This is a genomic window from Maricaulis sp. D1M11, from assembly GCF_047308265.1.
Taxonomy (GTDB): Bacteria; Pseudomonadota; Alphaproteobacteria; order Caulobacterales; family Maricaulaceae; genus Maricaulis.
Map to the genome: position 1 here is coordinate 210,843 of NZ_JBKQWY010000008.1, position 14,005 is coordinate 224,847.

Below are 14,005 nucleotides of genomic sequence, written 5' to 3' on the forward strand. Positions count from 1 at the left end.
CGGTCAGGCCGAGGCCGTCCGCATCATCGGCAGAATGGACGCGCCGGGCGAGTTGACCTGACCCTGGCTGGCGAGCAGAAGCGCAATGGCCTCCACAATGCGCTCACTGGCCTTGCCATCTCCGAACGGGTTGGACCGGCGCGCCATGCGGGCATGAGCACGGCTGGATTTGAGAAGCGGACGCGCGGCAGCCAGAATGCGGGCCGCATCGGCGCCGACCAGTTTCGCCACCCCGGCCCGAATGGCTTCCTGCCGCTCGGTCTTGTCACGCAGGACCAGTACCGGAACACCGAAACTGGGCGCTTCTTCCTGCACCCCGCCACTATCGGACAGGATCAGATAGGCCCGCTTCATCACGGCCACAAACTCGGGATAGGCGAGAGGTTCGATCAGTTCGATCCGGCCCTCATTCCCCAGCGCGGCTTCGATCGGCCCGCGCACACGTGGATTGAGGTGGATCGGCAGAATGATCCGCACATCCGGGTTTTCATTGCGCAGGGTGCGAATGGCTGTGCATACGCCGGCCACGCCCTCATCCCAGTTCTCGCGGCGGTGCAGCGTGACCAGGATAATGCGTTCCCCGTCGTTTACCCGGTCCAGAACGGCCGGCTTTCGATCCAGGGCGGCGACCTGTTGAACCGCATCAATCACGGTATTACCGGTCAGCCGGATCAGGGCGTCTTTCACGCCATCCTGTTTGAGATTGCGGGCGGCCTGACGGGTCGGAGCGAAATGCATCTGACCAATCGGTGCGATCAGCTTGCGAAACCCCTCTTCCGGGAAGGGATGGGCCAGATCACCCGAGCGCAGCCCGGCTTCCACATGGCCTACAGGGATGTTGGCCAGAAACGCGGCCATGGCACCGGAAAATGCTGTGGCCGTATCACCCTGCACCAGAACCGCATCCGGACGGCTCTGGGCATAGTGCGCGCCAAGATCATCGATCAACGCCCCGGTCAGGCTCCACAAATCCTTGCGGTTCCAGTCGGGCTGGAGCTTGCGGTCCGGCGTAATGCCAAACACGGCCTCGGCCTGTTCGGCCAGCGAGCCATGTTGCCCGGTGGCAACCCATTCTGCAGTCATGCCCGGCTTGGCCGCAAAGGCCGCATGAACCGGCGCCAGCTTGACGACTTCCGGGCGCGTGCCCGCAATGATCGAGATCTTCATCCTGTTACCCCGTCTTCCCCCGGGCCACCGGATGGCCGCCCTTTTGACAGGGTTAATTTCTCGCAAGAATTCGGTTGAAACCGTGCCAGACTACGGCGCTTGTGCGATGAAATAAGGAATTGTGGCCGGACATGCGGCCATGCCGGGGCAGCGGCGTTCAGACAGCGTTCATGAAACCCGAAGGGCGCTGGTGAAGCTCAAACAGCGGGCATGAAAAAGGCCCTGCCACTGCAGAGCCTTTATCTTTACCGTCTGTCAGCAAGGTGCAAGCCTTACTCGCTCGCTCCCTCAGGGGATTGTGTCGTGCGGAATTCCACATCCAACTCGGCGGCCAGATAAACCAGCGCAGCATAGGCCGCCACGTTTTGCGAAAGCTCGGCGGGGTCGATCTTGTCGAGCGTGTCGTCCGGCGTGTGGTGGAAGTCGAAATAATCCAAACCATTCTGGTTGAGACGCACGGTGGGCACGCCTGAATAGGCCAGCGGAATAATATCCGGACCGCCTCCGGGCACATCACTGCCGCCGCGCACAATGCCCAGAGGAGCGATCAGACGCCCAATGGCATCGACCGCCGGATTGGCATCATCATTCACATTCGACACCAATTGCCACACGGTGCGAGCGCCAAAATCGGATTCCGTCGCGAGGACATGGTTGGCGATCTCGTCCTGGTGCTCGCCCGCATAGGCGCGCGCACCCAGAAGTCCGACTTCCTCGGCGCCAAACATCACCACACGAATGGTGCGTCGCGGACGCTGCGGCAATTCAGAGATCAGCTGGGCTGCAGCCACAGTGATCGCAACACCGGCGCCGTCATCCAGCGCACCCGTGCCCAGATCCCAGCTGTCCAGGTGACCGCCGATCAACACAATCTCCTCTGGCGATTCCCGCCCGACGATATCGAGCACCACATTGCCGCTGGTCACATCGCCATGCCAGCCCGCACCGGAACTGAGCGTGAGTTCAATGCTTTCACCCAGATTATGCAGGCGACGCAGATGATCGGCATCCGGATTGGAAATGGCGATCACCGGGATATCGGCCCAGTCACCATCGCGCGATGACATCATGCCTGTGTGCGGAAAACGACGACTGTCCGAACCGACCGAACGCACCACGAGGGCGGACGCCCCGCCCCGCTCGGCATGCTGCCAACCAATCCGACGCCGCTGATTGGCCGCGCCATAGCCCGCCCCGACCTGGCTCGCAACCATGATCTCGCCATCGACAAAGGCAATCTTGCCCTCCAGCGCGCCGTCCTCGACGAGTGTCAAAGCGTGAATATCGCGGAAATAGACAATCTGGGACGCGATATCACCATCCGATCGCCCCGATCCCCCCAGCGCCGTGCCATACAGCGCCTGGTCATACGGCGCCGTCATGGTGATCTCCATGCGTCCGCGATCCCAGAACGGCATCGTGAATTCCTCGATCTCCACCACATCAAAGCCCAGCTCTTCGCCCAGCTTCGCCCCCCAGGCACGCGCCCGGGCTTCCGCTTCCGACCCCGCCAGACGCGGCCCGATTTCCGTCGTCAGTGATTCCACGATCTCATAGGCCAGATCGCTATCAAGCGCTGTTTCCATGAGTTCACGCGCTGTCTGCGCGGTTTCCTCTGGAATTTCATACGATTGTACGGCTGTCGCCGCGCCGCCCCACCCCAGTGCCAGGGTCAGGGCCGATACACAGACCAGCTGTTTCATGTCCGCCTCCACTTACTCTTCCGCGCGTCACTATGAAGACTGAACGCTCGCGTGCAAGCACGGTGCGCTTCCAGGTCCGGCGGGACGGGTGTGTTTGGCCTCGATTTTCGCGGTCGCGCACCATATATGGCGCAACAGATACACCGAGGAGCCTGCCATGACCGATCTTCCCGCCTCCATCAGCAATCGCATTGCCGGCCGTAGTCGCGATCTCGGCGGGTTTTCCGTCAAACGTGTTCTGCCCGCGGCGGGTCAACGTCTTGTCGGGCCCTTCATTTTCTTCGACCAGATGGGACCGGCCACATTTGCCCCGGGTCAGGGTATTGATGTGCGTCCCCATCCGCATATCGGCCTGGCGACCGTCACCTATCTGTTTGAAGGCGCCCTGCGTCACAAGGACAGCCTCGGCGAGGATCTCGTGATCCGCCCGGGCGATGTGAACTGGATGACGGCGGGTCGCGGCGTTGTTCACTCCGAACGCACCCCCTCGCCCGAGCGCGAAGACGGCCACACGATGTATGGTATTCAAACCTGGGTCGCTCTGCCGGAAGAGGATCAGGATACCGACCCGGCCTTTTTCCACCATCCCGGTCAGGATTTGCCGCGATTTGATCGCCAGGGCGGTGATTTCCATCTGATCCTCGGCACCGCCTGGGGTGAGACGGCCCCGGTCAAAGTCTTCTCTCCCATTTTCTACCTGGCTGGCCGTATTCCGGCTGGTGCCCGCATCACGCTGGATATCGAACATGAAGAACGCGCCATCTACCTGGTGGACGGTGCCGCTGAGGTCGATGGTGTGACGCTGGAAGAGGGAGAAATGTTCGTCCTCACGCCCGGATCAGCGCCTGAATTGTCAGTCAGCAAGGCGAGCAAAATCATGCTCTGCGGCGGGGCCCCCCTGGGTCAACGGGTGATCTTCTGGAATTTCGTCGCCAGTTCGCAAGAGCGTCTGGACGCCGCCAAGGCTGATTGGGCTCAAGCCAGCGAAGACGGTTTCCCGGCCGGCGGACGCTTCACCCTGCCGGATGGTGAAAACGAACACATTCCTCTGCCTGAAGGTTAGTGGTTTCTGCCCAGACGCTAACGAACCCTGCCTGAGGTTAGTGGCCCCTGCCTGAGGTTAGTGGTCCCTCAAACACCCCAACAATCTGGATTATTCCGGGACACAGCATGCGCTCGCACACAGGGCCTGGCCTCTCCCTTGGCGCTTGCAGCCTTGTCCGAGAGCCGGAGCCATCAACCCGGTTTCGTGATGCATCCTGCGGCATTTTCGCCGCGCCATGAAAATTTGTCTGTTTCGTCATGAAATTCGGCAGATTTTCTCATCTTGTCGCTTTCGCGAACGCGATGGCCGCGAGTCTCCCTACGGTGACAAGGGTTTGACCTTGCAAATGTTTGCAAAGACGCCGCGAGGCCCGTCACATGTTTGCGCTAACTCTCTAAACCCTTAAAGCAAAAGGCTTTTCGGGAAGACCCGAAGGGGTTCCCGCCCGCTCCTCGATCTGCTACCCGCGATGACATGCCCAGTCTGCGTGTGGCCGTTTTCTTGCGTGAGCAAGAGATTGATCGGCCTGTTTCGTGGGTATGGGTCACATAAAGGGAGCGGCGCGGCGGCAAAAGCCGACACACCGGATGACCGCTCCCGGGGGAAAGTTTCGTAGGCCGAGGCCTGCCTGTAATGAGCTGGAGAGAGGAATGGACGGTGTCCTGAACGGTCTGGGGGTCACACCCGCCGAGCTGCGTCTGAACTGGAATGAAGAACGCCTATACGAGGAGGCTGTGCGCTCCGGTGAAGGCCGGATCGCCAAGGGCGGCGCCCTGGTCGTGGAAACCGGCCAGCACACCGGTCGCTCTGCGAAGGACAAGTTCACCGTCCGTGACACCGAGACGGAAAGCCAAGTCTGGTGGGAGACGAACGCCGAAATGAGCCCGGCGCATTTCGACGCCCTGTGGTCAGACTTCCAGGCTCACATGGCCGACAAGACGCTGTATATGCAACAGCTCTTCGGCGGTGCCGATCTCGACCACCGCCTGCCTGTGCGGGTGATCAATGAACTGGCCTGGCACTCGCTCTTCATCCGCCATCTTCTGCGCGTACCTGCAGCGGATGAATATGCCGGGTTTGCACCGGAATTCACCATCATCAACCTGCCCAGTTTCAAGGCGGATCCCCAGCGCCACGGATGCCGTTCGGATACCGTCATTGCCGTGGATTTCTCCCGCAAGCTGGTGCTGATCGGTGGCACGTCCTATGCCGGTGAAACCAAGAAATCCGTCTTCACCATTCTCAACTATCTCTTGCCCGCCAAGTCGATCATGCCGATGCATTGTTCGGTCAATTGTGGCGATGAGGATGCCGCCATCTTTTTCGGCCTGTCCGGCACCGGCAAGACCACCTTGTCCGCCGACGCCAGCCGGACCCTGATCGGGGATGACGAGCATGGCTGGTCCGAAAACGGCCTGTTCAATTTCGAGGGCGGTTGCTACGCGAAAATGATCCGCCTGTCTGCCGAGGCCGAACCGGAAATCCACGCCACCACACAGATGTGGGGAACAGTGCTGGAAAATGTGGTGATGGATCCACAGACGCGCGCACTTGATCTGGATGATGACAGCCTGGCCGAAAACAGCCGCGGCGCCTATCCGATCAGTGCAATTCCGAACGCCTCCGACACCGGTCGCTGTGGTCACCCGAAAAACCTGATCATGCTGACTTGTGATGCCTTTGGCATCATGCCGCCGATCGCCAAGCTGACCCCGGCTCAAGCCATGTATCACTTCCTGTCGGGTTATACGGCGAAAGTGGCGGGTACCGAAAAAGGCGTAACCGAGCCCACCGCCACTTTCTCTGCCTGTTTTGGCGCGCCCTTCATGCCACGTCACCCCGCAGAGTACGGCGCCCTGCTGCGCGAGCTGATTGCCCAGCACGATGTGGATTGCTGGCTCGTGAATACTGGCTGGACCGGCGGAGCCCACGGCACCGGTCATCGCATGCCGATCAAGGCGACCCGCACCCTGCTGAACGCCGCGCTCGACGGCTCGCTCAATAGCGCCAGTTTCCGCGAGGACCCGTGTTTCGGCTTCATGGTGCCCACCGCTGTCGACGGCGTGGGATCGTCCATTCTTGACCCGCGCTCCACTTGGGCCGACCCGGAGGCCTATGACGCCCAGGCGGCCAGGCTGGTCACCATGTTCAATGAGAATTTCATCAAGTTTGAGGACCACGTGGCGGCCTATGTGCGCGCCGCAGCCCCCAAGGCGCCCGCCTCGACACGCGAACTCGTCGACGCGGCAGAATAGGACCCGCGCGACAGTCGGACTTCCACAGAGTCCAACGGAAAGCCCCGCTTCTGCCGAGCGGGGCTTTTTGCTGTGCGGCGACACAATAACCGGCTCCAGACCGGGCAGGATGTGCTGCCCCGATCATCCGACAAAATAGCCACACATGTGGTGCGCGTATGACCCTATCCAAAAAAATTGTTTGACCCCCGGGTGAAACTCCGGTTTTTTGAAATGGAATTTCGCAACGGATCGCTGAGGCGGTGATTTTTCCCGGACACCGGGATGTGCACCTCCGCTGACGCAAGAAACACCTCCCGCGCGAGTCGAGCAACAACCGAAACGGATCTCACATGACGGGCCTGTCCGCTTACATCGCCACCTCCAGCCAGACGCAAGGCGTGTGGACGGGTGACGTGTATGCCGTGTCCGCCACGACATCCACCTCCCTCACAACAGGTATGACCACCGGCACCATTATGGGCACCGGTATGATTACCACCTCCCAGACGAGGAGCGGCACGAGGTGAGCTAGCGGAGACACACACCGCACACACCCCGCCCGCTCCCGGACACCGGAAGCGGGTTTTTTAATACCCAAATTCCGGATCTTCACCACCACCGACCCCAGACTGACCAGACCCAAAGGACCAGACCCGTGAACAAACTCGCCCACGCCCTCCAGGCTCCCGACGTCCACCCGGCCCCCAAACCGGCCTGCCGCCACCGCATCTGCGTGCTCAAATTCGGCTCGTCCGTGTTGTTCTCGCCGGCCGATTATTCGCGGGCAGCGCATGAGATCTATCGCCATACCCGCAATGGCGAAAAAGTCGTGGCGGTTGTCTCGGCTCTGGATGGTGAAACCGACGAATTGTTCGGACTGTCCGACACGGTCGGGGCCCAGCACGAAGCCCTCACGGCCCGTCTCGTCCGCTGCGGCGAGCTGAAATCGGCGGCCCTGATGGGCCTGGCACTCGATCGTGCCGGCATTCCGGTCAATGTGCTCGACCCGCATGAGATGGATCTGACAGCGGCCGGGTCACCGCTGGATGCCAATCTCACTGGTCTGGACGCCAACCGCCTGCACGACGCCCTCGATACGGCAGATGCCCTCGTGGTGCCGGGCTTTTTTGCTGAAGGAGAAAACGGGCCGGTCACCCTGGGTCGCGGTGGCACGGATCTGACGGCGGTAATTTTCTCCCACCTCCTGGGCGCGGACCGGGTCCGCCTCATCAAGGATGTGGACGGGGTCTATACCGATGATCCGGCCCGCAATCCGGATGCCGAACGCCTTGACCGGCTGGACTATTCCGAAGCCCTTCGCGTCTCGCATGGCCTAGTCCAGGAGAAGGCGCTGATCGCGGCCGAGAAAAACGATGTGGTGGTCGAGGTCGCCGCACTTGGAAAAGGTTATGCCACGCGTATCGGTCGCCATGAGCGTGAACCCGGTGCCAAGCGGGATGTGAAACCGCTCCGTGTGGCCCTGCTCGGGCATGGCGCTGTGGGGGCCGGTGTCCGCCAATTGCTCGAGGCTCATCCCGGCCGTTTCGCCCTCAATCCGATCCTGGTGCGCGATCCGGCCGCCCATGCCAGTGCACATCCTGACACAAAGGCCGACTTTACGGCAGACCTCGCCGAAGCCCTCGGCTCTGACCCGGATATCGTGGTGGAAGTGCTGGGCGGTACGGGCCTGGCCCTTGAGCTGTTGCACAGCGCTCTCGACCAGGACAGCGCGTTGGTCTCGGCCAACAAGGCTGCCCTCGCCCGTGATTTTGAGGCCCTGCACGCCAAGGCCAGAAAACAGGGCAAACCTCTTCTCTATTCAGCCTCTGTCGGCGGAGGCGCGCCGATCCTGGAAGCGGTGGACCGTCTTGCCCAGTCCCCGGGTCTGGCCATGATCGAAGGCGTGATGAACGGCACCTCCAACTACCTGCTCGATCGTCTCGCCGAGGGCATGCCTTATGACGAGGCGATTGCCGAAGCCCAGGCGCTCGGTTTTGCCGAAGCCGATCCCTCGGCCGACACGGATGGTCATGACGCGGCGGACAAACTCTCTCTCCTGATCCGTCACGCCTTTGATGTGGCTGTGGATCCGGCATCGATCCCGAAAATGTCGATTGGCGATATCCAGCCCCATGTGATCGCTGCGGCCTCGGCTGAAGGCGCTCGCTTCCGCCAGGTTGCCCACTGCCATCTCTCCGATGACGGACAGGTCTCCGCGCGTGTCGATCTCGTACGCCTGCCGGAAGATCATCTTCTGGCGCAGATCCGCAATGAGGAAAACCGTTTCCGGCTGGTCGACAAGGCGGGCGGTGTGCACATTGTCAATGGCAAGGGGGCGGGTCGCTGGCCCACCGCCGAAGCCGTGTTTGCCGATCTCATGGACATTCAGCGTCATGCGACCGGTGCGGTCGCCCTGCCCGGATTGTCGGCCCGAATGCCGGCGCTCGATTTACCCGACAACGCCTGACGCACTGATTGCGTCCGGCCTCAAGCGAGGACTGACCCATGCCCCAGATGGCAACTGCATCCGCCCCCGCCAGTATCGGCAATGTCGGCGTTGGATATGACGTGCTCGGCCTGGCCTTCGATGCTGTGCGCGACACCATTACCGCACGGCGGGTCGACCGCCCGGGCGTGCATCTGGGACAGGTAAGTGGGCTCACCGACTCGCTCCCGGCCGAGGTTCACAAGAATTGCGCGCTCGCGGCCGCGCACGCCCTCATCGCCAGCCAGGCTCCAGGCCTGGGCGTTGAGCTCGACATCCACAAGGGTGTGCCCATGAGTGCCGGCATGGGCGGATCGGCCGCCTCGGCTGTCGCGGCCGCCGCGGCAGTCAACGCCCTGCTTGAAACGCCGCTGGAAACGCCGGACCTGTTACTGCACGCCATTGAAGGCGAACGGGTCTCCGCCGACCCGCCCCCCTGGGACAATGTGATGGCCAGCCTGCTGGGCGGGCTGGTCATCGCGGCCCGCCTCGATCCACCCCTCATCCGGCGCTTACCCCTGCCGGAGGGCTATGCCTGTGTCCTCTTCCACCCGAACAGGAAGATTGAAACACAAATGGCGCGGGAGCTGCTTTCCGAGACAGTCTCCCATGCCGTGGCCGTTGAACATGGTCGCAATCTCGCCGGTTTCCTCGCCGGTTGCGCCCTGGGAGACGAAGCTCTGATCGAGGCGGGCCTTCAAGACATTCTGGTCGAGCCCCAACGCCTGCCGCTCTTGCCCGAGCTGGCCGGCGTCCAGTCCGCCGCGATCGGGGCGGGGGCGCTGGGCTGTTCCTTTTCCGGATCCGGCCCCTCGGTATTTGCCTGGTGCCGGGCAGCGGACAAGACAGCCGTGCGAGACGCCATGGCGCGAGCCTTTGCCGATGCAGACTGCGAGGCGCGGGCCTATGATGCGCCTATCCTTTCCGACGGGGTCACGGTTGAGCGTGTCTCCGACACTCCAGTGCACGAGAGCCTTCAGGAGAAAGCGGCCTCATGACCTATCTCAGCACGCGTGGCCAAAGCCCGGTCGTCGATGCCCAGAGCGCTCTGCGCGCCGGCGCCGCCCCGGATGGCGGGCTCTACCTGCCCCTCTCCCTGCCGGAATTTTCGCCAAAGGATTTTGACGACACACCGGAACTCCCACGCCTGGCCGCGCGCCTGCTCGCCCCGTTTTTTGCCGGCACGGATCTGGCCGATCCGCTCCCGCAGATCTGTGGCTCGGCCTTCAATTTTCCCGTCCCGCGCGTGCAGCTGGGCGAGACCGGTCCGCAAGTACTCGAACTCTTTCACGGTCCGACCGGAGCCTTCAAGGATTTCGGGGCGCGTTTCCTGTTTCGCTGTTTCGATGCCATTGCCCGCACCGATGACCCGATCACGGTTCTGGCAGCAACATCGGGGGATACCGGCGGGGCGGTGGGCTGTGCCGCAGAAGGCTCGCGCCAGGCCGGGGCTGTGATCCTCTTTCCCAAGGGCCGGATCTCCCCCTTCCAGGAACACCAGTTGTGCTGCTGGAATGACCCCGTGCGGGCCTTGCGTGTGGATGGCGATTTTGATGCCTGCCAGGTCCTGGTCAAGGCGGCCTTTGCCGACCGCGATCTCAGCGCCCGGCATGGTCTGACCTCGGCCAATTCCATTTCCATCGGCCGGCTCCTGCCACAAATGAGCTATTGGGCGCATGCGTCCCTGGAGATCTGGCGCGAAACCGGGGAAACACCCGGGCTGATCATACCGACTGGCAATCTGGGCAATGCATTTGCCGCGGTCCTGGCACGCGATTGTGGCCTGCCCATCGGCCCGATCCACCTGGCGACCAATGCCAACGCCACCCTGTCGGACTGGCATATCACCGGTCGGTATGCGGCCCGCCCGTCGATCGCCACCCTGGCCAATGCCATGGATGTGGGGGCACCCAGCAATTTTGAACGTCTCAACCTGCATGATCCCGAAGCCATTCATCGGGTTCACCGGGTCGAGGATCATGATATCCAGACACGCATTCGCCAGACATTCGAGGATGAGGGATATATTGCCTGCCCCCATACCGCGACCGCGCTGGAAGCCTATCATCGTCTGCCGGACGCCCAGCGCGAGGCTCGTCCTTGGCTGGTGGGCGCTACCGCCGATCCTTACAAGTTTGCGGAAACTGTGGAAGCGGTGATCGGGGAAACCCCGCCCCTGCCCCCGGCCCTGGCAGAGGTGAAACAACGTCCGGCGCGGGTCAGCGATATCCCGGCGGATCTGGACGCTCTTGCTGAAGCGCTCAACCTGCAACCGGCCTGATCAGTCCGACGCGCGCTCGGCGAAAACCTCGTCCCAGAAGGCGAGGCTGATGTTCAACACATCAGTCTCTGCTGCGCCCAGCGCCTCGAAGCGGATATCCGCGCCCATCGCTCGTCCCAGCGCGACATATTCACTATTGCCATTTTCAAGACAGGTACGCGTTTGCCCGCCTTCGATCACCAGCACCACACCATCAGGCAGAATACGTTCGGGACCATCACCGTCCAGACAGGAATCGATCAACAAACGACCGCGCACCGTATCGGGCGGGAGATCGGCAAACACCGTCAAATCCCCGCCCATGTCCGCACCGGCCAGGGCAATGCGGCGGGCATCCCCGCCAAACCGGTCCGCGCGCTCCATGACCCAGGCTAGCGCATGGGCCGCATCCGCGTAGGCATCGCTACGGTGTCCACCATGGCGGTGCGGCAAACGGTATTCGCTCTGTACGGTGATATAGCCGGCCGCGCGCCACGCCTCGCACAGATCACAATCAGCCCACCGGCCGCGAACTCCGCGCCCGCCATGGAACCAAACGATCACCGGTCGGCTTTCGCCGGCCTGGAGGTCGGCAGGCGCCAGAACATGAAGATCCAGTGCCAGACCATCATGACTGTGGAAGGTCGCAACAAGGTGTCCGTCATTCTGCGCCAGGTAGCGATCCCTTTCCACGCGCAAGCGCTCGGCCGCCACCCCCGGACAATCACGCGCAAAGATCTCGACTTCGCCGTTGAGCCCTCCCTGTCCATAACGCTCAAGATGATCGCCCAGCGCCCATTCCCGCAGGAAACACCGTACAGCCTCTGACTGGTGCAAGCCGGCGGCGGCCAGTCGGGTTGTCAGTTGCAGCGAACCGGCCCGAGCGGCGTCGCCCGCGCGTTCACGCAAGGCCAAGGCCCGCCAGTCCGCATGTTCTGTCAGCAGCGCCTGATAGGCTGGCCGGTCCACGAGATCTGCGCGATCCAGATCAATCTCATCCAGAAATGTCCAGTAATCCGGGGCGGGCAACTGACCGGTTTCGCCAATATAATCCGTCACATGTCCCAGACGCCCGCGGGCCCAGAACGCCTGAAGTAAGGCCGTTTCCTGCTCGGCCACGAGGGCTGACACACCAGATGCGTACGCGTGCTGTACCAGGGCCGCATCCTGACGCTGATACACTGCATCCCAGGCCAACCGGAATTCATCCGAACTGGCCTGCCGATAGCGGGCATACTCGCGCATCATCTCCCGCTGTGCTGTTTCCCGCAGGGCTAGGGCTTCGCGCTGAAACTGTGCGTCTATGCGGTCCTGATCGGCCAATCGAGCGAGATCCTCCGCCGATGCGGCAGAGGTGAAGTCCGAGCCCGCGCGATCCGTCGTGTCCTCACCCGGCTCAGTCGAACAGGCGGCGAGCAGGATTGTCAGCGCGATTGGGAACATGATCCGGTGCAATGGCATTATCTGTCTCCCTGAGCACGTCCAAACTAGGCGGTGATCCGGGCGCAGGCCAGTGCCTTGTGGGCGGGTTCACACCCGGGCGGGGGTGTCGCCAGCCTCTGTTGCCTCGAGCGTGCGACCGCGCGTTTCAGGCAGAAAGAGAGCGACCAGCACAAAGAAAAACGCCGCCGCCAGGCCATAGATCAGGAAGGTTAACATCGCCCCGAGCGCCGCAAGTTCGGCGGGGAAAACCAGCTGCACGGTGAAGCTCACCAGGGAATTGACAAACGCCACCAGCGCGATGGCGGTTCCGCGCACCGAATTGGGGAAAATTTCGGAGAGAAACACCCAGGTCACCGGCCCCAGGGACACGGCAAAACTGGCCACGAACAACAATATCCCGGCCAGGATGATCCCGGCATTCATGTGAATGGACAGGCTCAGCAATTCGGCCTGGTTCATCCGGAACGCGTCGGCACCGAGATGCTCGATCAGGGCCGTCTTGAGGGCCACATCAGAGGAAAACTCCTGGCCATAAAAGACCGCCAGATCCAGGGCCTGCACCGCTTCACTGGCCGAGGCCACAGCTTGCGGCGTGAGCGCATAGACGGCATGGGAGAACGCCAGCGCGACCGTGACAAGACTGATCGCCACGCCCCCTAGCCCGAACAGTAGCAAGGGTTTGCGCCCGACCCGGTCCACCAGCAACATGGCGGTAATGGTGAAGACGACATTGGTCAGCCCGACAATCACCGCCTGCAACAACGCCGCATCCGATCCGATCCCGGTTTGCTGGAACACGGTCGGCGCGTAGAAATAGATCGCGTTCACCCCCGTGATCTGCTGGGCAATGCCCACAATCAGGCCAAAGCCCAACGCGGCCTTGACCCGGGGCGTCAAAAGGGCGGACAGCGAGAACACCTGTTTTGTCTCTCCCCCCAGCGTGAGGACACGATCAAGCACGGCTGCGGCATGACCGGGTTTGAACAGGCGGGCCAGCACCTGTTTCGCCTCATCAATCCGCCCGTGAAGAATAAGCCAGCGCGGGCTTTCGGGTGTCATCGTCATCAGTGCCACAAACCACAGGATTGCGGGCAAGAGTTCGGCGCCCAGCATCCAGCGCCAGGATTCCCGGTCCATGCCGACCATCACCACCCAGTCGAAACCGGACTGGCTGAGGGTCTGGATCAAGAGATTGGAGAAATAGGCCGCGGACAGTCCGAGCACGATGGCCAGCTGGTTCATCGAGACCACGCGGCCGCGAATCTGGGATGGCGAGATTTCGGCCAGATAGACCGGCGCGATCACCAGGGAGGAAAAAGCCAGTCCGCCCACACCGCGCGCCAGGAGAAGTCCGATAAAATTGGGGGCCAGTGCGGAAAGAATGGAGGAGAGGATATACAGCCCGGACACCACGCGCAGCATCGTGCGACGTCCAAAACGGTCACTGAAATGACCGGCCGCAAGGCTGGCAAACATGGCCGTCAGCGTCGGCGCCGCGACGATCCAGCCCATCTGCCAGTCTGTGAGTCCGAACTGGCGCACCACCGACTGGGCTACGCCTGAGATAACGACCGCATCATAGCCAAAGACAAAACCGCCCAGGGAGACGACAATCGCCAGATGAAAGGCGGACCGGTATTCCGCTTCCGATCCGCCCGGTTTCAT

At 62.2% G+C, this 14,005-nt stretch carries 9 protein-coding genes; 5 read left to right on the forward strand and 4 right to left on the reverse strand.

Annotated features, from left to right (window positions below; genetic code table 11):
• Positions 1-3 precede the first annotated feature (3 nt).
• On the reverse strand, positions 4-1,167 hold the full coding sequence (gene wecB / locus RMQ97_RS13545) for a non-hydrolyzing UDP-N-acetylglucosamine 2-epimerase (RefSeq protein ID WP_413661428.1): 1,164 nt from the start codon (positions 1,165-1,167) through the stop codon (positions 4-6).
• Positions 1,168-1,439: 272 nt separating this feature from the next.
• Complete coding sequence (locus RMQ97_RS13550; RefSeq protein WP_413661429.1) at positions 1,440-2,870, reverse strand: M20/M25/M40 family metallo-hydrolase; 1,431 nt, start codon at positions 2,868-2,870, stop codon at positions 1,440-1,442.
• A gap of 157 nt (positions 2,871-3,027) precedes the next feature.
• Here RMQ97_RS13550 and RMQ97_RS13555 point away from each other — a divergent pair, with 157 nt between their 5' ends.
• From RMQ97_RS13555 to thrC, 5 genes are all read left to right on the forward strand, one after another.
• Positions 3,028-3,933: a pirin family protein gene (locus RMQ97_RS13555; protein WP_413661430.1), complete on the forward strand. Its 906-nt coding sequence runs from the start codon at positions 3,028-3,030 to the stop codon at positions 3,931-3,933.
• Positions 3,934-4,565: 632 nt separating this feature from the next.
• A complete protein-coding gene (locus tag RMQ97_RS13560; protein ID WP_413661431.1) occupies positions 4,566-6,170 on the forward strand; it encodes a phosphoenolpyruvate carboxykinase in 1,605 nt (534 codons plus the stop codon).
• A gap of 637 nt (positions 6,171-6,807) precedes the next feature.
• Complete coding sequence (locus RMQ97_RS13565; RefSeq protein ID WP_413661432.1) at positions 6,808-8,619, forward strand: homoserine dehydrogenase; 1,812 nt, start codon at positions 6,808-6,810, stop codon at positions 8,617-8,619.
• A 38-nt stretch (positions 8,620-8,657) separates the two neighbouring features.
• The gene (locus tag RMQ97_RS13570; RefSeq protein WP_413661433.1) at positions 8,658-9,635 is read left to right on the forward strand and encodes a homoserine kinase; all 978 of its coding nucleotides are present in this window, start codon (positions 8,658-8,660) and stop codon (positions 9,633-9,635) included.
• A complete protein-coding gene (gene thrC / locus RMQ97_RS13575) occupies positions 9,632-10,918 on the forward strand; it encodes a threonine synthase (RefSeq protein ID WP_413661434.1) in 1,287 nt (428 codons plus the stop codon). Before RMQ97_RS13570 ends, thrC begins: the two co-directional genes overlap by 4 nt.
• On the opposite strand, the gene RMQ97_RS13580 is transcribed toward thrC, so the two are convergent.
• Entirely contained in the window at positions 10,919-12,340 is a 1,422-nt protein-coding gene (locus tag RMQ97_RS13580) for an alpha/beta hydrolase family protein (protein WP_413661435.1), read from the reverse strand.
• A gap of 87 nt (positions 12,341-12,427) precedes the next feature.
• The gene (locus RMQ97_RS13585) at positions 12,428-14,005 is read right to left on the reverse strand and encodes an MFS transporter (protein ID WP_413661436.1); all 1,578 of its coding nucleotides are present in this window, start codon (positions 14,003-14,005) and stop codon (positions 12,428-12,430) included.

What these genes read in the sequence shown, in the direction of transcription:
- wecB (WP_413661428.1), bottom strand. Translation starts at nt 1,167, where the DNA reads ATGAAGATCTCGATCATTGCGGGCACGCGCCCGGAAGTCGTCAAGCTG.
- RMQ97_RS13550 (WP_413661429.1), bottom strand. Translation starts at nt 2,870, where the DNA reads ATGAAACAGCTGGTCTGTGTATCGGCCCTGACCCTGGCACTGGGGTGG.
- RMQ97_RS13555 (WP_413661430.1), top strand. Translation starts at nt 3,028, where the DNA reads ATGACCGATCTTCCCGCCTCCATCAGCAATCGCATTGCCGGCCGTAGT.
- RMQ97_RS13560 (WP_413661431.1), top strand. Translation starts at nt 4,566, where the DNA reads ATGGACGGTGTCCTGAACGGTCTGGGGGTCACACCCGCCGAGCTGCGT.
- RMQ97_RS13570 (WP_413661433.1), top strand. Translation starts at nt 8,658, where the DNA reads ATGCCCCAGATGGCAACTGCATCCGCCCCCGCCAGTATCGGCAATGTC.
- thrC (WP_413661434.1), top strand. Translation starts at nt 9,632, where the DNA reads ATGACCTATCTCAGCACGCGTGGCCAAAGCCCGGTCGTCGATGCCCAG.
- RMQ97_RS13580 (WP_413661435.1), bottom strand. Translation starts at nt 12,340, where the DNA reads ATGTTCCCAATCGCGCTGACAATCCTGCTCGCCGCCTGTTCGACTGAG.
- RMQ97_RS13585 (WP_413661436.1), bottom strand. Translation starts at nt 14,005, where the DNA reads ATGAAACCGGGCGGATCGGAAGCGGAATACCGGTCCGCCTTTCATCTG.